This is a genomic window from Streptomyces sp. NPDC005483, assembly GCF_040606035.1.
Lineage (GTDB): Bacteria > Actinomycetota > Actinomycetes > Streptomycetales > Streptomycetaceae > Streptomyces.
Genome location: NZ_JBEXEA010000002.1, coordinates 302,667 through 325,580, shown reverse-complemented (window position 1 = coordinate 325,580; position 22,914 = coordinate 302,667). Strand labels below are relative to the sequence as shown.

The window sequence follows — 22,914 nt, the reverse complement described above, 5'->3', positions numbered from 1 at the left end:
GTCACGTTACCCATAAGTAGCATGGGTCCTGAGCGCGCGCTCAGCGCATCGCAGCAGTGCAGATCCCGCATCTGGAGGAGAGCCATCGTGCCTCGTACCGTCAGGGACGTCGTCTTCGTCGACGGCGTCCGCACCCCGTTCGGCAAGGCGGGCCCGAAGGGCATCTACCACGAGACCCGCGCCGACGACCTCGTCGTGAAGGCGATCCGGGAGCTGCTGCGCCGCAACCCGGGTCTCGACCCCAAGAAGATCGACGAGGTCGCCATCGCCGCGACCACGCAGATCGGCGACCAGGGGCTCACCATCGGCCGTACCGCGGGGATCCTCGCCGGTCTGCCGCAGTCCGTCCCCGGTTACTCCATCGACCGCATGTGCGCCGGCGCGCTGACCGCCGTCACCACGGTGGCCGGTTCGGTTGCCTTCGGGGCGTACGACATCGCCATCGCCGGTGGTGTCGAGCACATGGGCCGCCACCCCATGGGCGAGGGCGTGGACCCGAACCCGCGGTTCGTGAGCGAGAAGCTCGTCGACGAGTCCGCCCTGTTCATGGGCATGACCGCCGAGAACCTGCACGACCGGTACCCGACGATCACCAAGCAGCGCGCCGACGAGTACGCCGTGCGCTCCCAGGAGAAGGCCGCCAAGGCGTACGCCAACGGCAAGATCCAGGCCGACCTGGTGCCGATCTCGGTGCGCCGCACCAACCCGGAGGCCGGTGAGACCGGCTGGGGCCTCGTGACCGCCGACGAGCCGATGCGTCCGGGCACCACCCTGGAGAACCTGTCCGGGCTGAAGACGCCGTTCCGTGTGCACGGCCGGGTCACCGCCGGTAACGCGGCCGGTCTGAACGACGGCGCCACCGCCTCCCTCATCGCCTCCGAGGACTTCGCCCGCGAGAACGACCTGCCGGTGAAGATGCGTCTCGTCTCGTACTCCTTCGCGGGTGTCGAGCCCGAGGTCATGGGCTACGGCCCGATCCCGGCCACGGAGAAGGCCCTCGCGCAGGCGGGTCTGTCCATCTCCGACATCGGTCTCTTCGAGATCAACGAGGCCTTCGCGGTCCAGGTGCTGGCCTTCCTGGAGCACTACGGCATCGCGGACGACGACGCGCGCGTCAACCAGTACGGCGGCGCCATCGCGTACGGCCACCCGCTGGCCTCCTCCGGCGTCCGGCTGATGACGCAGCTGGCCCGTCAGTTCGAGGAGCAGCCCGAGGTCCGCTACGGCCTGACCACCATGTGCGTCGGCTTCGGCATGGGCGCGACGGTCATCTGGGAGAACCCGAACCACAAGGACGCCGGAGGCAGCAAGTGAGCACCACTGAGCTCTTGAAGGGTGCGGCCGAGCTGTTCCCGGACGAGGTAGTCACCCAGGCGCACGTACGCCACCTGGACCTGCCGTTCAACGCGGGGCGCTTCGCGCTCATCACGCTGGACAACGGCTTCGACCACACCAAGCCGACCACCTTCGGCCCGGCCTCGCTGGCGAACCTGAACACCGCCATCGACCAGGTGGAGAAGGAGGCCGCGGCCGGCGAGATCGTCGGTGTCGGCATCACCGGCAAGCCGTTCATCTTCGCCGTCGGCGCGGACCTCAAGGGCGTCGAGCTCCTCAAGGAGCACAAGGACGCTCTGGCCATCGGCAAGGGCGGCCACGAGGTCTTCAAGCGCCTCGCGGGCATCGCGGTGCCCACCTTCGCGTACTACAACGGCGCGGCGATGGGCGGTGGCGTCGAGGTCGGTCTGCACTGCACCTACCGCACGGTCTCCGCGGCGCTGCCCGCCTTCTCGCTCCCCGAGGTCTTCCTCGGTCTGGTCCCCGGCTGGGGCGGCTGCACCCTGCTGCCGAACCTGGTCGGCGCGGAGAAGGCCGTCTCGGTCATCATCGAGAACTCGCTCAACCAGAACAAGCAGCTCAAGGGCGCGCAGGTCTACGAACTGGGCATCGCCGACGCGCTGTTCGAGGGCGCGGACTTCCTGGAGCAGTCCCTGCTGTGGACGGCGTCCGTCCTCAAGGGCGAGATCGTCATCGACCGGCCGGTGATCGACCGCGGTGAGGCCTGGGACCAGGCCGTCGCCAAGGGCCGTTTCATCGCGGACTCCAAGGTGCACGGGGCCGCTCCGGCCGCCTACCGCGCCCTCGACATCATCGCCGCCGCCAAGAACGGCGATCTGCAGCAGGGCTACGACGCCGAGGACCAGGCGCTCGCCGACCTGATCATGGGTGGCGAACTGCGCTCCGGCATCTACGCGTTCAACCTGGTGCAGAAGCGCGGCAAGCGTCCGGCCGGTGCGCCGGACAAGTCGCTGGCCCGCCCGGTCACCAAGGTGGGCGTCGTGGGCGCGGGTCTCATGGCCTCCCAGCTCGCGCTGCTCTTCCTGCGCCGCCTGGAGGTGCCGGTCGTGCTGACCGACATCGACCAGGAGCGCGTCGACAAGGGTGTGGGCTACGTCCACGCCGAGATCGAGAAGCTGCTCGGCAAGGGCCGTATCAACCAGGACAAGGCCAACCGCCTGAAGGCCCTGGTCACCGGTGTGCTGGACAAGGCGGAGGGCTTCTCCGACGCGGACTTCATCATCGAGGCCGTGTTCGAGGAGATCGGCGTCAAGCAGCAGGTGTTCGCGGAGGTCGAGGCGGTCGCCCCGGCGCACGCGATCCTCGCCACGAACACCTCCTCGCTGTCGGTCTCCGAGATGGCGTCGAAGCTGAAGAACCCCGAGCGGGTCGTCGGCTTCCACTTCTTCAACCCGGTCGCGATCCTCCCGCTCCTGGAGATCGTCCGCGGCGAGCAGACCGACGACGCCTCGCTGGCCACGGCCTTCGCCGTCGCCAAGAAGCTGAAGAAGACCGCGGTTCTGGTGAAGGACGCCCCGGCGTTCGTCGTGAACCGCATCCTCACCCGCTTCATGGGCGAGATCCAGAACGTCATCGACGAGGGCACCCCGGTCGAGGTGGCGGAGAAGGCGGTGGAGCCCCTGGGCCTGCCCATGTCGCCTCTCGTCCTCCTGGAGCTGGTCGGTCCCGCGATCGGCCTGCACGTCTCCGAGACCCTCAACCGGGCCTTCCCGGAGCGCTTCACCGTCTCCCCGAACCTCGCGGCCGTCGTCAAGGCGGGCAAGCGCGGTTTCTACGTCTACGACAGCGGCAAGCCCGAGCTCGACCCCGAGGTCGCGGCGCTGCTCGAGCAGGGCGATGTCGTCCTGTCCGAGGAGCAGGTCCGCGAGCGCGTCCTCGACGCCGTCGCTCAGGAGATCGGGCTCATGCTCGACGAGGGCGTCGTCGCCGAGGCCCAGGACATCGACCTGTGCCTGATCACGGGCGCCGGCTGGCCCTTCCACCTGGGCGGCATCACGCCGTACCTGGACCGCGAGGGTGTCTCCGAGCGCGTGAACGGCAAGAAGTTCCTGGCTCCGGGCCTGGCGTCGGTCCCGGCGTAACACCGGCAGGCGAAGAGGGCCCCCGCCACGGCGGGGGCCCTCTGTCGTTCACCGTGGACGGCACGGGGACGGCTGGACGGTCAGACCTCCTGCCAGGCCGCCAGTGCCAGTCCCGGCTCGTCCTTCTGCCGGGCGATCCTCAGCTCCCCGTCGGGGGTCACCGTCGCGGCGACGACACGTCCGTCCGCGTCCTCGGCGAGGGCCACGGCCGTGCCCACCGGCAACTGCGGCCCGGACTCCGTCCACCACAGGCCCGCCGACTCCTGCTCGGTCGGACAGGCGGCGAAGGCGACCCGGCCGGACGCCGAACGCTGGGCGAGCACCGTGCAGTCGTGACCCTCCAGCGTGCAGCGCAGCAGGGCCGCCGGGCCGGGGCCGGCCGCCGCCAGCAGAGGAGTGGGCTCGGTGTCCGGACGCCAGGCGTACAGCATGCCCTCGGGGTCGGCGAAGAACAGGGTGGTGTGGTCCTTGGCAGTGGGCAGCGCGCTGAGCGTGCCCGGCTCCACGCGCACCGGCAGCGGGTCGGCCGGGACGGGAGGCGCGCCCGCCTCCCCCGGGAGCCAGCGCAGGATGCCGACCGGGTCGGTGCCGTACAGCTCGACCCGGCCCGACTCCCCTGTCACGGCGGTCAGTTGCTCGTGCACGCCGCTCCCTCCGAGGTCGGCCCAGGCGTTCCAGCCGCCACGCTCCTTCTGGATGAGTGCGCGCACGCCGTTCCCACGGTCGCGGACGAAGACATGGGCCCGGCCCTCCGCGTCGACGGCCACGGCGGGCACGCCGGTGCGCGGGCCGGCCTTGTCGGGGTGACCGACCGGGGCCCAGTCGAGGGCGGCGAGGTGGACGCGGAAGTGCGTGGAGTGGACCAGGCCCGCTTCCTGGGCCTTGGTGGGCCGCCAGGAGACGAGGTGCGCGTAGCCGTCGGCGCCGTGTCCCACGGCGAATCCGGGGTGCAGGCGCTGGCCGCCGCCGACCTTGCGCCAGGACAGCCAGGTGTCGCCGCCCGGGCGGCGCTCCGCCCTGCACCACACGGCGTCGTCGCGGGTGGCGTAGACGCCGAGTCGGCCGTCACGGGCGCGGATGAGCCAGTCGCCGTTCACTGTACGGACCATTGACACGGGTCCACTTTAGTCAGGCGGTCAACGCCGTCTCCGGGTGGGCCGGTCGTGGGACGCTGAAGGCATGAGTGACGTGCTGTTGGTCGTCGTGGATGCCGCGAACGTCGTCGGGTCGGTACCGGACGGGTGGTGGCGGGACCGGCGGGGGGCCGCGGAGCGGTTGCGGGACCGGCTGGCGGTGGACGGGGTGCCGGGACGGGACGGTCCCCTGGAGATCGTGCTGGTGGTGGAGGGGGCGGCTCGGGGCGTGGAGTCGGTGCCGGGGGTCCGGGTGGAGTCCGCTCCGGGGAGCGGGGACGACCACATGGTGGAGCTGGTCGGGGGGGCCGGTGAGCGGCCGGTGCTGGTGGTCACGGCGGACCGTGAACTTCGGCGGAGGGTTGGGGAGTTGGGGGCGGAGGTGGCGGGGCCGCGAACGGTTCGTCCCTGAGCGCCTTCCGATGTCCCGCGTTGTGCCGTCTGGCGGCACAGGTGCCTCGTGGCTGGTCGCGCAGTTCCCCGCGGCCCTGGGTGGGTGCGGTTGGGGCCTGCCTGGCTGTACCCACCTGTTTGGGGGCGCGGGGAACTGCGCGACCAGCCCCCACCGGCCCGCAGCCGACAAAGAACCCCTACCCCCGTCTCACGTACAGCACAGCCCCATCCACCGTCCCCACCTCCTCGTACCCCGCCGAAAGCAACCGCCGTAGTCCGGCAACCCGTTCCGGCGCGTACGGCTTGCCAAGGGAGTCGTCCACCACCAGGACCGCCGAGACCGCCTCCCGCCGGAACACCGTCCACGCACCCCTGACCGCGTACCTCTCCCCCACCCGTCCGCCGTCCCGGCCCCCGCTGAAGTTCGTGAGGAGACCCGCCGTCAGATAGCGGGTGGCCGGGGCGCGGTCCGCCAGCCAGTACGTCTCCGGGTGTATGCCCCAGACCAGCACCGGATCGCCCGGCGACGTGCGGGACGACACCGCCTGCGCGACCCGGCGGGCGTGGTCGAGGTCGGGGCGAGGGGCCAGCACGCCCCACGTCAGGAACAGCACACACGCACAGGCCGACGTGAGCACCGCCGTGACCGTGCGGTCGTACGGCAGCGTGCGAAGCGCTCCCGTGGCCAGGAGCGCGACCGGCGGGAGGAGTTGGAGGTAGTAGTGGCCGAAGAAGTGGAGGCCGAGCAGCACCGCGCCCGCCGACGCGAGCAGCCACAGCCACAGGTCGGCCGTCGGTGCGCGCCGGGCCCGTACGACAGGCGCGATCAGGCCCGCGCAGGCCGCCGACACGATCGCGGTGTTGACCAGCGCCCTTGCCAGTACGTGGAGTTCGGAGCCGGTCAGGGTCGCGTACGCGACCGAGCCCGTCACCGTCCAGAACACGAAGCCCGCCGGGTCCGTGACCAGCGCCGCGCACAACACCGGCACCACGGCGCCCGCCACCAGCCGCGAAAGGCCACCGCGCCGCGCGCCCGAGGTGACGTACAGCCACAACACCGGCAGCAACACCGCCCCGCCCGTCTGCTTGGTGAGGAAGGCGCACGCGACCGCCGTCCCCGCCGCGCCCCAGCGGCGCCGGTCCGCGCACCACATCGCGGCGGCAGTGCAGGGCAGCAGGAAGACTTCGAAGGTCGCGGCCTGCGCGTCCTCGGGGTTCAGTCCGACGGAGATCAGCAGGTACAGCACACCGGCGGTACGGCCGGACGCGTCGCCCCAGCGGCGGGCCAGGGAGGCCAGTAGTGCGGCGGTGAGGAGGTGGGCCAGGACCGCCAGGACCCGCACCCCGGCCAGCGTGCCGGAGCCCGTCCCCGCGAACGCGGCCTCGTAGAGCCACGGTACGAGCGGCGGCTTGCGGTCGACGACCGTCTCGTAGAGCTGCCCGCCGTGCGCCAGCAGCCGTGCCTGTACGGCGAGGTAGCCCTCGTCCGGGTTCCAGAGGGGGCGCGTGAAGGACGGGATCCTCGTCGCGCAGGCCAGGGCCGCGAGCGGAGGCAGCAGCCGGCTCCAGTACTCCGCACGGGAACCGGGTACGGAGGGTGACGGGAGCAGGAGCTCTGCGGGCATGAGCGGCACGCTATCCGGCCCCGTACCTCCTGGTTGAGCAGGACATACGGAGCCGGAGAGGTGGAACGTTTGTGTTACTCCGTGTTACCGGCGGTCGCCGTCGTCGCGCGCTGCGCGAGGCGGCTGTGGGTGCGGCCGTACAGGAAGTACACGAGGAAGCCGATGACCATCCAGATTGCGAACCGCAGCCAGGTCTCGGCCGGCAGGTTCAGCATCAGCCAGAGGGAGGCGGCCACCGACAGGATCGGGATGAACGGCACCCAGGGGGTGCGGAAGGCCCGCGGCAGGTCGGGGCGGGACTTGCGGAGGATGATCACGCCGATCGCGACGACGATGAAGGCGAACAGGGTGCCGATGTTGACCAGTTCGGCGAGTTCGCTCAGGGGCGTGAAGCCGGCGACGATCGCGATGATCACGCCGAGCAGGATGGTGGGACGGTGCGGGGTCCTGAACTTCGGGTGGACGTGGGAGAAGAACGTGGGCAGCAGTCCGTCGCGGCTCATCGCGAAGAAGACCCGGGTCTGGCCGAGCAGCAGGATCATGCAGACCGTGGTGAGGCCGACCGCGGCGCCGAAGCTGATGAAGCCCGCGAACCAGGGGTGGCCGGTGGCCTTGAAGGCGTCCGCGAGCGGGGCCGTGATGGACAGGTCCGTGTACTTCTGCATGCCCGTCACGACGATCGACACGGCCACGTAGAGGGTCGTGCAGATGATCAGGGAGCCGAGGATGCCGCGGGGCATGTCGCGCTGCGGGTTCCTGGTCTCCTCGGCGGCCGTGGCGACGACGTCGAAGCCGATGAAGGCGAAGAAGACGACGGAGGCGGCGGTGAAGATGCCCATCACGCCGAAGTTGGAGGGCGCCCAGCCGAACATCAGCTGGATCAGCGGCGACTGGAGGCTGTCACCGGCCGGCACGCCCTTCGCCTCCGGCACGAACGGGTGGTAGTTGTCGCCGCTGACGAAGAAGGCACCGGCGATGATGACGGTCAAAACGACCGTCACCTTGATGGCGACGACGATCGAGGTCACGCGCGCGGAGAGCTTGGTGCCGAGCACGAGGATGCCGGTGAGCACCAGGACGAGCGCGGCGGCGAGGATGTCGAAGCCGAAGCCGTGGGCCCCGTCGCGGCTGCCGAGCGCCGCCGGCAGATGCCAGCCCGCGTTGTCCAGCAGCGAGGCGATGTAGCCGGACCAGCCGACGGACACCACCGCCGTGCCCAGCGCGAACTCCAGGACCAGGTCCCAGCCGATGATCCAGGCGGGCAGTTCACCGATGGAGGCGTACGAGAAGGTGTACGCCGATCCGGCCACCGGGACGGTGGACGCGAACTCGGCGTAGCAGAGCGCGGCGAGCGCGCAGACGACGCCGGCCACGACGAAGGCCAGAGCGACCGCCGGGCCGGCGTTGTTCTTGGCGACGGTGCCGGTCAGGACGAAGATGCCGGTGCCGATGATGACGCCGACACCGAAGACGGTCAGGTCCAGCGCGGACAAGGACTTCTTGAGCGCGTGCTCTGGCTCCTCGGTATCGAGGATGGACTGCTCGACCTTCTTCGTCCGGAAGAGGGTGCTGCTCATGGGTACCTCCCACGCTGTGTCGTCCTCGACATGATCGAGAGGGGGCGTAGGTCGTATGCCCCGGCGCGGGCGGATTCACGCGAACGGGCCGGTCACACCACTGTCAAGAGTGGCGTGACCGGCCCGTTCGGCCGAACTTCTGTCAGTCGCGGGCCGACTCGACCTCGGCCCGGGCGTCGTCGTAGCGGCCGTCGAGCTTGGAGACCAGGCCGGTGACCTGGCGGGCGATGTCGGGCGCGGTCAGCCCGATCTCCGCCATGATCTCGGCGCGGGAGGCGTGGTCGAGGAAGCGCGGCGGGATGCCGAAGTCGCGCAGCGGGACGTCGACGCCCGCGTCGCGCAGGGCCTGTGCGATCGCCGAACCGACACCGCCGACACGGGAGTTGTCCTCGACGGTGACGACCACGCGGTGCCGCTCGGCGAGCGGGGCCATGGCCTCGTCGACGGGCTTGACCCAGCGGGGGTCGACGACGGTGGTGGAGATGCCCTGCTTGTCGAGCAGGCCGGCGATCTCCAGGCACATCGGGGCGAGGGCGCCGACGGAGACGAGGAGCACGTCGGGCCTGTCCGTCCCCGGCTCACGCAGCACGTCCATGGAGCCGACGGTGCCCACGGCGGGTACGGCGGGGCCGACGACGCCCTTGGAGTAGCGCAGCACGGTCGGCGCGTCGTCGATCTGGACGGCCTCGCGCAGCTGGGCGCGCAGCTGCTCGGCGTCGCGCGGTGCGGCGAGCCGGAGCGTCGGCACGACCTGGAGCATCGACATGTCCCACATACCGTTGTGCGAGGCGCCGTCGTCGCCGGTGACGCCGGCCCGGTCGAGGACGAAGGTCACCCCGCACTTGTGCAGGGCGACGTCCATGAGGACCTGGTCGAAGGCGCGGTTGAGGAAGGTGGCGTAGACGGCGAAGACGGGGTGCACTCCCCCGGTCGCCAGGCCCGCCGCCGACACGGCCGCGTGCTGCTCGGCGATGCCGACGTCGTAGATGCGGTCGGGGAAGGCGTCCGCGAACTTCTTGAGCCCGACCGGCTGGAGCATGGCCGCGGTGATGGCGACGAGGTCCTCGCGCTCGCGGCCCAGCTTGACCATCTCGTCGCCGAAGACGGAGGTCCAGCTGGCGGCGGAGGCCTTGATGGGCAGGCCGGTGTCGGGGTGGATGGGGCCGATGCCGTGGAAGCGGTCGGCCTCGTCCTGCTCGGCGGGCTTGTAGCCGCGGCCCTTCTCGGTGAGGCAGTGCACGATGACCGGGCCGCCGAACCGCTTGGCGCGGGCCAGCGCCGACTCCAGCGCCTCGATGTCGTGGCCGTCGATGGGGCCGACGTACTTCAGGCCGAGGTCCTCGAACATGCCCTGGGGCGCGATGAAGTCCTTGAGGCCCTTCTTGGCGCCGTGCAGGGTCTCGTACAGCGGCCGGCCGACGACCGGAGTGCGCTCCAGGAGGTCCTTGCCGCGGGCCAGGAAGCGCTCGTAGCCGTCGGTGGTGCGCAGGGTCGCCAGGTGGTTGGCGAGGCCGCCGATGGTCGGCGCGTAGGAGCGCTCGTTGTCGTTGACGACGATGACCAGCGGCCGGTCCTTGGCGTCGGCGATGTTGTTCAGCGCCTCCCAGGCCATACCGCCGGTCAGGGCACCGTCACCGATGACGGCGACGACGTGGTCGTCCCGTTTCAGCACCTGGTTGGCCTTGGCGAGGCCGTCGGCCCAGCCGAGGACGGTCGAGGCGTGGCTGTTCTCGATGACGTCGTGCTCGGACTCGGCGCGCGAGGGGTAGCCGGAGAGGCCGCCCTTGGAGCGCAGCTTCGAGAAGTCGTGGCGCCCGGTGAGCAGCTTGTGCACGTAGGACTGGTGGCCGGTGTCGAAGAGCACCCGGTCCTTGGGCGAGTCGAAGACCCGGTGCAGCGCGATGGTCAGCTCGACCACACCGAGGTTGGGGCCGAGGTGGCCGCCGGTCTTGGAGACGGCGCCGACGAGGAAGCTGCGGATCTCCTCCGCCAGCTGGTCCAGCTCCTCGAGGCTGAGCCGGTCCAGATCACGCGGTCCCCTGATTCGGGTCAGCAGCGGCACCCGTGCCTCCTTGCATTAGAGCTGATCGAGCTTTGCCGGGCGGGGTCGAGTCTAATGTTCTACGAGAACAATCCTGCCCGGCACCTCGTGGGTGCCGGGCAGGACCATCGATCTGGAGGGGCGCTCCCCTGCGGTGTTATCCGCGGCCGGAGGCCTTCTGAGACCTTCGCGACACCGAGTCGATGACGACGGCGCCCAGCAGAACACCACCGGTGATCATGTACTGGATCGAGGCGTTCATGTTCAGCAGGTCCAGACCGGTCGTGATGGACTGGATGACCAGCATGCCCAGGAGGGCCGACCACACCGAACCGCGGCCGCCGAACAGGCTCGTACCGCCGATGACGGCCGCCGCGATGGCGAGCATCAGGGTGTTGCCGCCACCGGCGCTGAGGGTCGCGCTCGCGGTCTGACCGGCGAAGAACATACCGCCGATCGCGGCGAACCCACCGGAGATGGCGAACACGGTGATCCGGACCATCGGCACGTTGATACCGGCACGGCGCGCGGCCTCGATGCCGCCGCCCACCGCGAAGACCTGACGGCCGTACGTGGTGCGGCGGAGCACGAAGTCGACGACCACCAGCGCCGCCAGGAAGATCACCAGCGAGTTGGAGACACCGGCCGCGTTGTTGAGGACGGCGGCGGCCAGGAAGGACGCGACGGCGAGCGCGCCGACGCGGACCAGGATCTCGACGGTCGGCCGGAAGGGCACGCCTGCGGCCTTGCGGCGCCGCTGCTCGTTGAGGTTGCCGACGAGGGTGAGCACGACGGCGAGGCCGGCCAGCAGGTACGCGCCGATGATCGCCTGGTCCATGAAGAACGAGCTCTGGCCGAACAGGTGGATCGGACCCGAGTCGGACGGGATGTTGATGGTGCCGCTGGAGCCCAGCAACCACAGCATCAGGCCGTTCCAGCCGAGGAGACCGGCCAGGGTGACGACGAACGCCGGTACGCCGACCTTGGCGAAGAACCAGCCGTGCAGGGAGCCGATGGCGACACCGGTGACGATCGCCAGGATCAGCGCCAGCCAGACGTTCATGCCGTGGTTCACGACCCACACCGCGAACAGGGTGGAGGCCAGGCCGCTGACCGAACCGACCGACAGGTCGATCTCGCCGAGCAGCAGCACGAACACCAGGCCGATGGCGATCATGCCGGTGGCCGACATGTAGTAGCTGATGTTGGAGACGTTGTCGGCGCTCAGGAAGCGGTCGTTCTTGAACTGGAAGATCGCCCAGATGACGATCAGGCCGACCACCACCGGCAGCGAGCCCAGCTCACCGCCCTTGACCTTGCGCGTGAACTCGGTCCAGTAGCCCTTGAAGCCCTCTTCACGGACCAGCAGCCGGGGGTCGACCACCGACACCGGTGCCGCGGTGGGGTCGTCGGCGGGGGCGACCGTGGTCTGCGCCTCCGCGTCCGCCTTGGAAACCTTCGACGTGTCGCTCACTTTGCCGCCTCCGCGCTGCGACGTCCCGCACGACGGGTCACGGCGTTGTCCGTGGCACCCGTGATCGCGGAGATGATTTCTTCCTGACTGGTGTCCTTCACCGAGAAGGAACCGTTGTTCCTGCCCAGCCGCAGCACGGCGACGGTGTCGGCGACTGCCTTCACGTCGGCCATGTTGTGGCTGATGAGGATGACGCCGAGGTTGCGCTCCCGCAGCCGCTCGACCAGGTCGAGGACCTGTGCGGTCTGCTCGACACCGAGGGCGGCGGTGGGCTCGTCGAGGATCACGACCTTGGGGTCGCCGATCAGGGCGCGCGCGATGGCGACGACCTGACGCTGACCGCCGGAGAGGCTCGCGATCGGGATGCGCACACTCGGGATGCGGATGGAGAGCGTGTTCAGCAGCTCGCGCGCCTTCTGCTCCATCGTGACCTCGTCGATCACACCGCGGCGCAGCAGCTCGCGTCCGAGGTAGAGGTTGCCGACCACGTCGAGGTTGTCGCACAGGGCGAGGTCCTGGTAGACCGTCGCGACGCCGAGTCCCTGGGCGTCGTGCGGCTTGTTGATGCTGACCGGGTTGCCGTCCCACTCGATGACGCCCTCATCGATGGGGTGGACACCGGCGATCGTCTTGACCAGCGTCGACTTTCCGGCGCCGTTGTCGCCGACCAGGGCGACCACTTCTCCGGCGTGGACCTCCAGTTCGACATCGGTGAGGGCCTGCACCGCACCGAATCGCTTGGAGACTCCGCGCAACGCCAGCACGGGCGTAGCGGACACGTGAACCATCTCCTTCGCCGCCTGACCGGCGGGGATGCCGCGCTTGGGGTAAGGCGCGGAGGGGTTGCGCTCGTGGCACTCAGGCTCGTAGCACTCGACTGACGAGTTGTGCCGTAAGCACGGATTTACTGTCGAACATGCGCGCGACCGGTGCCTCTTGGCAACGGCTGCGTCCGTCATGCTTCCGTCCGGCGCCCGCCCCGCAGCGGGGTATGAAGGCGGTGCGGGCGCCGGACAGGCTTGGGTGCCTGCCTCGGGGCGGGTCCGTCGAAGGACGCGCCCCGGAGCTCAGCGGCTCTTACTGAAGGCCGGCCTTCTTGCACGCGGCGGCGTAGTCCGCGGTGCAGATCTGCGCGACGGTGTAGAGACCGTCCTTGACGACCGTGTCCTTGATGTTCTTGACGGTCACGGAGACGGGGGTCAGCAGCTTCGCCTGGACCTTGTCACCGGAGCCGCTGGTGACCTCGGTGTCGGCCAGGGACTTGATGTCCTTGCCCTGCAGGAGGTTGACCGCGAGCTCGGCGGCGTTGTCGGCCTCGGGCTTGTAGGCCTTGTAGACCGTGGCGGACTGGGTGCCGGCGACGATCCGCTGGATGGCGGCGAGCTCGGCGTCCTGACCGGTCAGCGGGATGGTGCTGATGCCCGCGCCCTTGAGGGTGTTGGCGATACCACCGGCCATGCCGTCGTTGGCGGCGTAGACGCCCGCGATGTTCTTGGCGCCCAGCTGGGTGATGGCCGCGGACACCTTCTGCGCGGCGACGGTGTCCTTCCACAGGCCGGACTGCTCGTAAGCGATCTTGACCTTGCCGTCGAGGACCTTGTGCGCGCCTTCCTTGAACTGCGCGGCGTTCGGGTCCGCGTCGTCACCGTTGATCATGACGACGTTCGCCTTGGGGGTCGCCTTGGAGCCGAGGGCGTCCAGCAGGGCCTGGCCCTGCAGCTCGCCGACCTTGACGTTGTCGAAGGAGACGTACGCGGAGACCGGGCCCTGGGCCAGACGGTCGTACGCGACGACCTTGACGCCCTTGCTCACCGCGGAGGCGATGGAGGACTTGATGGCGGCGGAGTCCTGCGCCGAGACCACGATCACCTTGACGCCCTTGGTGACCATGCTGCTCATCTGCTGGGCCTGCTTGGCCGGGTCGGCCGCGGCGTTGGCGTAGGAGACGGTGCAGTCGCTGCACAGCTCCTTGACCTTGGCCTCGAAGTACGGCTTGTCGAACTTCTCGTACCGCGCGGTGACGTTGTCGGGCAGGAGCAGGCCGATCGACTTGCTGCCGGAGCCGGAGCTGCTGCTGTCGCTGCCGCTGTTGTCGTCGCCGGCCTTACCGCAGGCGGCGGCCGAGACGGCGAGCGCCGAAATCGCTACGGACACGGCGGCACGACGCATGAGCGTGTTCACTTGAGAAACCTCCCTGACGAGGCCGCGTCGTTGCGGCCGAGGTGGCTGGAAGTCAACTCGGCCACACGTGCGACGTCAAGAAGTAAATACTTAACGAGATGGCAACGACGTCCTGTGTTCTCTAAGTGAACGCAGGCGCCGCGGCATGCAGCGTGCTGTCCAAAAGGGTCGAATCACCCATCTCGCTGAGGGCGAGGGCGAGTGCTCCGAGCACCTCCGCCCGGCCTCCAAGTGCCCCTGGAAGCACGGACAGTTGACGCGCCGCACTGGGGATCGCGTAGCGGCCGACGGACTCCCTGATCGGACCGAGCACCAGCTCACCGGCCTCGGCGAGATCACCGCCCAGGACGACTCGGCTCGGGTTCAGCAAGTTGCAGAGATTGGCGACTCCACTGCCGATGTGTCGGCCGACGTCGGCGATCACCCGACGGCAGCCAGGGTCTCCGTCCCGCGCGAGTCGAACAACGCCTTCCATGGTGAGATCGGTGCCGTGGCTGGACTGGAGCAGCGGAAGCACATAGCGCGCGGCCGCGAAGGTCTCCAGACAGCCGCGGTTGCCGCAACGGCAGACGGGGCCGGACTCATCAAGAGTAATATGCCCGATTTCTCCCGCTGTGCCACCCGGGCCGCGGTAGATCTTGCCGCTGATCACCAGTCCGGCGCCCACACCGCTCGCGACCTTGATGTACGCCAGGTCGCGCACCCCCCGGCCACTGCCCCAGACCAGCTCACCGAGGGCGCCGAGGTTGGCGTCGTTGTCCACGTGCACGGGCACGCCGAGGCGCCCCTGGAGCTCCTCGGCGGGCTTGGTGCCGATCCAGCCCGGCAGGATGGCGGAGGAGCCCAGGGAGCCGGACTCCAGGTCGATGGGGCCGGGCACGCCGAGGCCCACCCCGGCGATCTTCGAGCGGTCCACGCCGGTCGCCTCGATCAGCCGGTTGACCAGCTGTTCCGCCCGGTCGAAGCCCTGCGCGGAGGAGGCGTCCACGTCCAGCGGCTCGGACTCCTCGGCCAGCACCTGGTGGGCGAGGTTCCCGACCGCGACGCGCAGGTGGGTGTGCCCGAAGTCCACCCCTATGACGATGCCGGCGTCTCCGCTCAGGGAGACCGCGCGGGCGCGCCTGCCACCCGCCGAGGTGGGCGTGACCTCGACGGTTCCGCCGTCCTTCAGCTCACGGACGATGTTGGAGACGGTCGCGGCGGACAGTCCCGTGGTCCGTGCGATCTCCGCCTGCGTGAGCGACCCGGCCAGCCGGACGGCTCGTACGACCCGCTCCAGGTTGGCTCGGTGCAGCGACGACTGCGACCCCGGAGTCTCCACGACGACCTCCTGCGCGCGGGACCGCAGCGATGAGGCCCCGTCTATGTCCAACTAGTGAACTCTAAGCTGAGCCGTTAGGGTCGCCTCCCGTCAAGAGGTTGAACAGTATCCGGGGTGTAGCGCACACGTCTGCGCACCGTCACCGGGGCCGGGGACGGTGCGCCTGCGTGCGCTCGCGGAGCGCTACTTCAAGGTCGCCGAAGTCAGACCCGCCTGCACCTGGCGCTGGAAGGACAGGTACACCACCAGCATGGGGATCATCGCGATGGTCACCCCGGCGAAGAGCACCGGAAGGTCCGACGCGTACCCCATCTGCTGCTGGAGCTGGATGAGGCCCTGGGTGAGCACATAGCGCTCCGGATCGTCGCCGCTCTGCGGCTGCATCAGCACCGTCGGCAGGATGAACTGGTTCCACTGGCCGAGGGTGTTGAAGATGCCGACGCTGATCAGTCCCGGCTTCGCCATCGGCAGCATCACCTGGAAGAAGGTCCGGGTGTGCGAGGCGCCGTCGAGGACCGCCGCCTCGAAGACCGCCGTGGGCAGCGTCCGGAAGAACGCGTGCATGAAGAACACCGTGAACGGCATCGAGTAGGCGACGTACACCAGGATCAGCCCCTGGTACGTGTTCAGCATGTCCAGCCGCTTCACCATGAAGAACAGCGGGACCAGGGCCAGGAACACCGGGAACATCGCGCCCGCGACGAAGAAGAAGTACAGGAACCTGTTGCCCCAGAACTGGTAGCGGGCCAGGACGTAGGCGGCCATGGAGCCCAGCAGCATCGTCAGCGGCACCGAGAAGACCAGCACGATGACGGTGTTCAGGAAGTAGTCGCCGATGCCCTTGTCCCAGGCCCGGCCGAAGACGTCGAGGGACCAGTTCTGCGGCCAGCCGAAGGCCGAACCGCCGATCTGGGCGTCGGTCTTGAAGGAACTGATCACCAGCCACAGCAGCGGCAGCACGATCAGCAGGGCCCACAGCGCGAGGAAGCCGTGCGAGAAGGCGTTCAGGACGACGCCCTCGCCGCGCTCGCTGCCGGGGCGGGCCGGGGCCGGGCCCGTGGTCCGCTGTGCCGGCACGGCGGCGGTCTCCTTGATGGGTGCGCTCATCGTCGTATCTCTCCCGCTCAGAACTCGACGCGGTCGCGGCGGGTGGCACGCAGCATGACCACGGACAGGACCAGGGTGAGCAGCAGCATGACGACGCCCATCGCGCAGGCGTATCCGCTCTTGCCGAAGTACTGGAAGTTGCGCATCATCACCGTCGACATCACGTCGCTGTGATGGTCGGGGCCGCCGCCGTAGGCGCCCATGTTCTGGGTCATCGAGGACACCAGCACGAACATGTCCATCGCGACGATGCCCAGATAGACCCAGGCGGTCTGCACGGTGTCCCACAGCAGCGGCAGGGTGATGCGGAAGAAGGACTGGTTGCGGCCCGCGCCGTCGATGAGCGCGGCCTCGTAGATGTCCTTCGGAATGGACTGCATGGCGGCCGAGAACAGCACCAGGTAGAAGCCGACCCCGTGCCACACCACGGCGATGACCAGCATCCACAGCACGAGGTTGGGCTCATTGAGCCATTCCATGGGATTCTCGGCGTCGACCAGGCCGAGTTTGATCAGGATCCCGTTGAGGAGACCGCCGCCGTCACTCCGGTACACCGCGTTGAACAGCACGGCGACGATCGCCAGCGACAGCACCTGGGGAAAGAAGTAGACGATTTTGTAGACCTGTGATCCGGCGACTCCGCGCACCCCGCCGGCCCTGCTGCGCCCGCCCGCGTTCAGCATGAACGCGAAGAACAGGGCGAGCAGAATGGTGATCACCGGGATGAAGATCAGGAACAGGATGTTGTGCCAGATGGCCTGCATGAAGACGTCGTCCTGGAACAGCGCCTTGTAGTTGTCCAGGCCGACGAACTTGAACGTCTGCGACTGCCCTTTCCAGTCGGTCAGCGAATAGCCGAACGTCTGGACGTAAGGCCAGATCACGAAGATCAGATAGAGCGACACGGGAACGAAGAGAAATCCCGCGACGAACCTGTACTGCCCTTTGCGCATGCGATTCCTGCCCCTGATGTCCCTTCCCGGGCCGGAGTGCTCCGGCCCGGGAAACGGCGTTGCGGTCAGTCCCGGTGGTTCTTCTTGGAGGCCGGGTCCTTGGCCTGCTTGTCGACCGCGGCCTGGGCCCGCTTCAGCCACTCCTTCGGCTGGATGCGCTTGGCCATCAGCTCGTTGGACGCGGCCTCGATCGCCGCTCCCATCTCGCTGTACCACTCGGTGTACAGGTAACGGAAGGTGTCGTCGCCGGCCGCCTTGGACGCCTCGACGGTGGACTGGGTGCCCGGGCGCAGCTTCACGCTCGGGTCGACGCCGTCCTTGAGGATGGTGAGGGAGTTGGCCTCCTTGGCGAACAGCGTCGACCACTCCTTGGAGAGCATGCGCCGCATGAACTCCTTGGCCCCCGGCAGGTTCTTGGCCTTCGCCGGGATGATGAAGGGTTCACCGGAACCGGCCCGGATCGCCGGGAAGGGCAGAGCGCTGTCGGGCAGCAGCGGCATCGGCATGAACTTCATGTCGAAGTCCGCCGGCGTCTGCTTGAGCTGCTCGTTCTCCAGCCAGGAACCGCAGGTGATGAAGGCGGCCTTGTACTGGTTCCAGCGGGTCTGGGACTCGGTGTGGGTCAGGCCGTTGGTGCCGGGCATCAACAGGCCCTTCTCCACGACCTCGTAGATCGCCTCGACGCCGGCCTGGGCCGCGTCCGAGCCGACGAAGGCCTTCGGATCGAGGTTGTCGATCGCCTTCATGGCGTCCAGACCGCCCTTCTTGGCGATCAGGTCCATGATGGCGACGTTGATGTAGTACGGGTACTTGCCCTGGTGGGCGAGGCCGCCGATGCCCTGCTTCTTGGCGTCCTGGCAGATGGCGAGGAAGTCGTCCCAGGTCTTGGGCTCCTCCCAGCCCTTCTCCTTGAAGAGCTTGCCGGAGTACCACAGGCCCCAGACGGTGTAGATGTAGTTGAGGGCGACGATCTTGCCGCCCTGGAGACCGGCGTCGAGGGTCCCCGGGATGATGAGGTCGCGGACCTTCTTGCTCGGGTCGTCGATCGCGGGCGCGTCCAGAACCTCGGCGAGGTCGAGCAACTGCCCGTTCTTGTAGAGGACGTCGACCTTGATCTGCTGGGCGCCGGAGTCGTCGACGACGTCCGGCGGGTTGCCCGCGTTGAAGCGCGGCTGGAGCTTTCCGGTGATCTCCTGGGTGCCGGTGTGGGTGGAGGTGATGCCGAGCTTCTTCTGGAAGTCGGCCTCCCATGCCTTGGCGTAGTCGTCGCCGTAGCCGCCCTTGAAGATCACGACGTCGAGCTTGCTGCCCTTCGCCGCTCCGAAGGGGTTGTCCTTCGACGTGGTGCCCTTGGTGTTGTCGTCGCTCGATTCGTCGCCTCCACCGCTGGCGCAGGCGGACAGAAAACCGGTCGCGGGGACGGCGGCCAGTCCGAGCGCGGCCGAACGCTTGATCAGATCGCGCCGGCCGACACCTTCATCACCGTGGCTGTCTGCGGAAGTGGATCCCATGCTCAAGTCCTCGCCTTCTCCAGGACTCAGGCGGTGAACCGGATCCTCCCCGGCACCGCGGTCAGGTCAAGCAGGTTCGTGCAGGAGGTTCGTGCAAGAGGGGTGAATTGCCGACAGGTATAGTCCACTTCCGGTCGGCGGAGCAAGATCGAACGCAATGTTGGTCATGGGTGTTCTCTAGTTGAGACCTCGCGGAAATATGAGCGGTCTGTGCGAAGCTTGCCGGAAAAATCCATGACATAGGCCCCGAATGCCACAGGCAACACCCTTGACATCACTGTCCACTTGGGCCACTACTGATCCTTGCACGGAATTGGTGACAACGTTGTCCGGCCTCGTGCAGGGAGGGTACTCGCCGATGCATCGGTACAGAACTCGGCTCAGACGGAGTGCGGCGGTCGTGTTCACGGCCGCCTTTGCCGTGACGGTGGGCTCGCAGGGCGCGGCGGTCGCCCTGCCCCAGGCCGCCGCCCAGGCCGATCGGGGGTTCGCCACCTCCTTCGAGACGGGCGATCCCGCCCCGGACTGGATCAACAGCGTCGACGGAGGCAGGGCTTCCGGTGTCGACGGCGGCTACAGCACCGGCATCCCGGGCAACATCACCGACCACGTGACGGACGTCCGGGCGAGCGCGGAGAACACCGGCGGCGGCGAGGTGAAGGAGAACCTCGTCGACGGCGAGTCCGGCACCAAGTGGCTGGCCTTCCAGAGCACCGGCTGGGCCGAGTTCGACCTGGACAGACCGGCCAAGGTGGTCACCTACGCGCTGACCTCGGCCAATGACTTCGCCGAGCGCGACCCCAGGGACTGGACGCTCCAGGGCTCGACGGACGGCAAGGACTGGAAGACCCTCGACACCCGCTCGGGCGAGACCTTCACCGAACGGTTCCGGACAAATTCGTACGACATCCAGGATCCGGCCGAATACCAGCACTTCCGGCTGGACATCACCCGCAACAACGGCGCCTCCGGCATCCTCCAGCTGGCCGACGTGCAGTTCTCCACGGGCGGGAGCGACGGGCCGGTCCCGCAGGACATGCTCTCGCTGGTCGACCGCGGCCCGAGCGGATCACCCACCGCGAAGGCGGGCGCCGGATTCACCGGAAAGAGGGCCCTGCGTTACGCCGGTCGGCACACCGCCGACGGGCGGGCGTACTCGTACAACAAGGTCTTCGACGTCAACGTGGCGGTGGACCCGCTGACCCGGTTGTCGTACCGGATCTTCCCGTCGATGGCGGACGGCGACCGGGACTACGACGCGACGAACGTCTCCGTGGACCTGGCCTTCACCGACGGCACCTTCCTGAGCGGCCTCGGCGCGCGCGACCAGCACGGATTCACGCTCTCGCCACAGGGACAGGGCGCCTCGAAGGCGCTCTACGTCAACCAGTGGAACAACGTGGTCTCGCGGATCGGGTCGGTCGCGGCCGGGAAGACCGTCGACCGGATTCTCGTCGCCTACGACTCCCCGAGCGGGCCGGCGAAGTTTCGGGGCTGGCTGGACGACGTCACCGTGGAACGGGCGGCGCCCGAGAAGCCCGAGGCGCATCTGTCGGACTACGCGCTCACCACTCGCGGCACCAACTCCAGCGGCGGCTTCTCGCGGGGCAACGACTTCCCGGCGGCGGCCGTGCCGCACGGCTTCAACTTCTGGACGCCGGTGACCAACGCGTCCTCCCTGAGCTGGCTCTACGACTACGCACGCGCCAACAACGACGACAACCTGCCGACGATCCAGGCGTTCAGCGCGAGCCACGAGCCGAGTCCCTGGATGGGTGACCGGCAGACCTTCCAGGTGATGCCGTCGGCCGCCGCCGGCACCCCGGACACCGGTCGCGAGGCCCGTGAGCTGGCCTTCCGGCACGAGAACGAGACCGCGCGGCCGTACTACTACGGGGTGCGGTTCGAGAACGGGCTGAAGACGGAGATGGCGCCGACCGACCACGCGGCGGCCCTGCGCTTCACCTACCCGGGCGACGACGCGAACGTGCTCTTCGACAACGTGACGGACCAGGCGGGCCTGACGCTCGACAAGGACGCGGGCGTGATCACCGGGTACTCGGACGTGAAGTCCGGGCTGTCGACCGGCGCCACCCGGCTCTTCGTCTACGGCGTCTTCGACAAGCCGGTGACGGACGGCTCGTCGAGCGGGGTCAAGGGGTACCTGCGCTTCAAGGCCGACGACAGAACCGTCACGCTGCGGCTCGCCACCTCACTGATCAGCCTCGACCAGGCGAAGGACAACCTGCGCCAGGAGATCCCGGACGGCACCTCCTTCGAGCAGGTCCGCGACCGCGCCCAGCGGCAGTGGGACCGGCTGCTCGGCAAGGTCGAGGTGGAAGGCGCCACGCAGGACCAGCTCACCACGCTGTACTCCAGCCTGTACCGGCTGTACCTGTACCCCAACTCCGGCTTCGAGAAGGTCGGTTCGAAGTACCAGTACGCGTCCCCGTTCTCCCCGATGCCCTCTCCCGACACCCCGACGCACACCGGGGCGAAGATCGTGGACGGCAAGGTGTACGTCAACAACGGTTTCTGGGACACCTATCGGACCACCTGGCCGGCGTACTCCCTGCTGACGCCCTCTCAGGCGGGCGAGATGGTCGACGGGTTCGTCCAGCAGTACAAGGACGGCGGCTGGACCTCGCGCTGGTCCTCCCCCGGGTACGCGGACCTGATGACCGGCACCTCCTCCGACGTCGCCTTCGCGGACGCGTACGTCAAGGGGGTCGACTTCGACGCGAAGTCGGCGTACGACGCGGCCCTGAAGAACGCCACGGTCGCGCCCCCGTCCTCCGGTGTGGGCCGCAAGGGCATGGAGACCTCGCCCTTCCTCGGCTACACCAGCACCGACACCCACGAGGGCCTGTCCTGGGCCCTGGAGGGCTACCTCAACGACTACGGCATCGCGCGCATGGGCAAGGCGCTGTACGCGAAGACCGGTGAGAAGCGCTACAAGGAGGAGTCGGAGTACTTCCTCAACCGGGCCCAGGAATATGTGAACCTCTTCGACAAGAAGGCGGGCTTCTTCCAGGGCCGGGACGCCGACGGCAAGTGGCGTGTGGAGTCGTCGAGTTACGACCCGCGGGTGTGGGGCTACGACTACACCGAGACCAACGGCTGGGGGTACGCGTTCACCGCCCCGCAGGACAGCCGGGGTCTGGCGAACCTGTACGGCGGCCGCTCCGGGCTCGCCGACAAGCTGGACCAGTACTTCGCGACGCCGGAGACGGCCTCGCCGGACTTCGTCGGCTCCTACGGCGGTGTCATCCACGAGATGACGGAGGCGCGGGACGTCCGGATGGGCATGTACGGCCACTCCAACCAGGTCGCCCACCACGTGAACTACATGTACGACGCGGCCGGTCAGCCCTGGAAGACACAGCAGAACGTCCGTGAGGTGCTGTCGCGGCTGTACGTGGGCAGCGAGATCGGGCAGGGCTACCACGGTGACGAGGACAACGGCGAGCAGTCGGCCTGGTACCTGTTCTCCGCGCTGGGCTTCTACCCGCTGGCCATGGGCAGCGGCGAATACGCCGTCGGCTCACCGCTGTTCACCAAGGCCACGGTCCATCTGGAGAACGGTCGGGACCTGGTGGTCAGGGCCCCGAAGAACAGCGCCCGGAACGTGTACGTGCAGGGCCTGAGGGTCGACGGCAAGCCCTGGCGGTCCACTTCGCTCCCCCACTCGATCCTGTCCGAGGGGGCCGTCCTGGACTTCGACATGGGTCCACGGCCGTCCAAGTGGGGCACCGGGAAGAACGCGGCTCCGGTGTCGATCACCCAGGACGACGAGGTGCCGACGCCGCGCGCGGACGTGCTCGCCGGGGACGGGGCACTGTTCGACAACACGTCGGCCACGGACGCGACGGTCACCTCCGTGGACCTTCCGGTGTCCGGCGAGGTGAAGGGGCTTCAGTACACGCTGACCTCGTCGTCGGACCGCACGAAGGCCCCGACCGGCTGGACGCTCCAGGGCTCGGACGACGGCACCAAGTGGAAGACCCTCGACCAGCGGTCCGGGGAGTCCTTCGCATGGGACCGGCAGACACGGGCGTTCTCCGTGAGGTCTCCGGGTACGTACGGGAAGTACCGTCTCGTGCTCGACGGCGAGGCGGTGGTCTCGGAAGTCGAACTGCTCGCCTGAGCAAAGGCGTTGGG

The 22,914-nt window shown here is 68.6% G+C and carries 15 protein-coding genes; 4 read left to right on the top strand and 11 right to left on the bottom strand.

Annotated elements, in window-relative coordinates:
* Window positions 1-87: 87 nt before the first annotated feature.
* Window positions 88-1,314: an acetyl-CoA C-acyltransferase gene (locus ABZT06_RS04750; RefSeq protein ID WP_037720402.1), complete on the top strand. Its 1,227-nt coding sequence runs from the start codon at window positions 88-90 to the stop codon at window positions 1,312-1,314.
* Window positions 1,311-3,437: a 3-hydroxyacyl-CoA dehydrogenase NAD-binding domain-containing protein gene (locus tag ABZT06_RS04745; RefSeq protein ID WP_355734782.1), complete on the top strand. Its 2,127-nt coding sequence runs from the start codon at window positions 1,311-1,313 to the stop codon at window positions 3,435-3,437. The genes ABZT06_RS04750 and ABZT06_RS04745 overlap by 4 nt, the downstream gene beginning before the upstream one ends.
* Before the next feature lie 80 nt (window positions 3,438-3,517).
* Here ABZT06_RS04745 and ABZT06_RS04740 read toward each other — a convergent pair whose 3' ends face one another.
* Window positions 3,518-4,546, bottom strand: a complete 1,029-nt coding sequence (locus tag ABZT06_RS04740; protein ID WP_355734780.1) for a hypothetical protein — start codon at window positions 4,544-4,546, stop codon at window positions 3,518-3,520.
* A 70-nt stretch (window positions 4,547-4,616) separates the two neighbouring features.
* Between ABZT06_RS04740 and ABZT06_RS04735 the strand changes: the two genes are divergently transcribed.
* Complete coding sequence (locus ABZT06_RS04735; protein WP_355734778.1) at window positions 4,617-4,982, top strand: NTP pyrophosphohydrolase; 366 nt, start codon at window positions 4,617-4,619, stop codon at window positions 4,980-4,982.
* A gap of 178 nt (window positions 4,983-5,160) precedes the next feature.
* On the opposite strand, the gene ABZT06_RS04730 is transcribed toward ABZT06_RS04735, so the two are convergent.
* The 10 genes from ABZT06_RS04730 to ngcE form a co-directional block, all read right to left on the bottom strand.
* On the bottom strand, window positions 5,161-6,588 hold the full coding sequence (locus ABZT06_RS04730; RefSeq protein WP_355734776.1) for a glycosyltransferase family 39 protein: 1,428 nt from the start codon (window positions 6,586-6,588) through the stop codon (window positions 5,161-5,163).
* 74 nt (window positions 6,589-6,662) lie between these two features.
* A complete protein-coding gene (locus tag ABZT06_RS04725; protein ID WP_355734774.1) occupies window positions 6,663-8,165 on the bottom strand; it encodes an amino acid permease in 1,503 nt (500 codons plus the stop codon).
* 142 nt (window positions 8,166-8,307) lie between these two features.
* Window positions 8,308-10,227 (bottom strand): 1-deoxy-D-xylulose-5-phosphate synthase, encoded by a 1,920-nt coding sequence (gene dxs, locus ABZT06_RS04720; protein ID WP_355734772.1) that lies wholly within the window; start codon window positions 10,225-10,227, stop codon window positions 8,308-8,310.
* Window positions 10,228-10,363: 136 nt separating this feature from the next.
* Window positions 10,364-11,680, bottom strand: coding sequence for a sugar ABC transporter permease (locus ABZT06_RS04715; protein ID WP_355734770.1), 1,317 nt, complete (start codon window positions 11,678-11,680; stop codon window positions 10,364-10,366).
* On the bottom strand, window positions 11,677-12,468 hold the full coding sequence (locus ABZT06_RS04710) for an ATP-binding cassette domain-containing protein (protein WP_355734767.1): 792 nt from the start codon (window positions 12,466-12,468) through the stop codon (window positions 11,677-11,679). Before ABZT06_RS04710 ends, ABZT06_RS04715 begins: the two co-directional genes overlap by 4 nt.
* Before the next feature lie 289 nt (window positions 12,469-12,757).
* Complete coding sequence (locus tag ABZT06_RS04705; RefSeq protein WP_355735535.1) at window positions 12,758-13,849, bottom strand: substrate-binding domain-containing protein; 1,092 nt, start codon at window positions 13,847-13,849, stop codon at window positions 12,758-12,760.
* A 133-nt stretch (window positions 13,850-13,982) separates the two neighbouring features.
* Window positions 13,983-15,182: an ROK family transcriptional regulator gene (locus ABZT06_RS04700; RefSeq protein ID WP_355735533.1), complete on the bottom strand. Its 1,200-nt coding sequence runs from the start codon at window positions 15,180-15,182 to the stop codon at window positions 13,983-13,985.
* 183 nt (window positions 15,183-15,365) lie between these two features.
* A complete protein-coding gene (locus tag ABZT06_RS04695) occupies window positions 15,366-16,289 on the bottom strand; it encodes a carbohydrate ABC transporter permease (protein WP_355734764.1) in 924 nt (307 codons plus the stop codon).
* Window positions 16,290-16,306: 17 nt separating this feature from the next.
* A complete protein-coding gene (locus ABZT06_RS04690) occupies window positions 16,307-17,242 on the bottom strand; it encodes a sugar ABC transporter permease (RefSeq protein ID WP_355734761.1) in 936 nt (311 codons plus the stop codon).
* A 65-nt stretch (window positions 17,243-17,307) separates the two neighbouring features.
* Window positions 17,308-18,753, bottom strand: coding sequence for an N-acetylglucosamine/diacetylchitobiose ABC transporter substrate-binding protein (gene ngcE / locus ABZT06_RS04685; protein ID WP_355734758.1), 1,446 nt, complete (start codon window positions 18,751-18,753; stop codon window positions 17,308-17,310).
* Window positions 18,754-19,111: 358 nt separating this feature from the next.
* Between ngcE and ABZT06_RS04680 the strand changes: the two genes are divergently transcribed.
* Complete coding sequence (locus ABZT06_RS04680; protein WP_355734755.1) at window positions 19,112-22,900, top strand: GH92 family glycosyl hydrolase; 3,789 nt, start codon at window positions 19,112-19,114, stop codon at window positions 22,898-22,900.
* Window positions 22,901-22,914 lie beyond the last annotated feature (14 nt).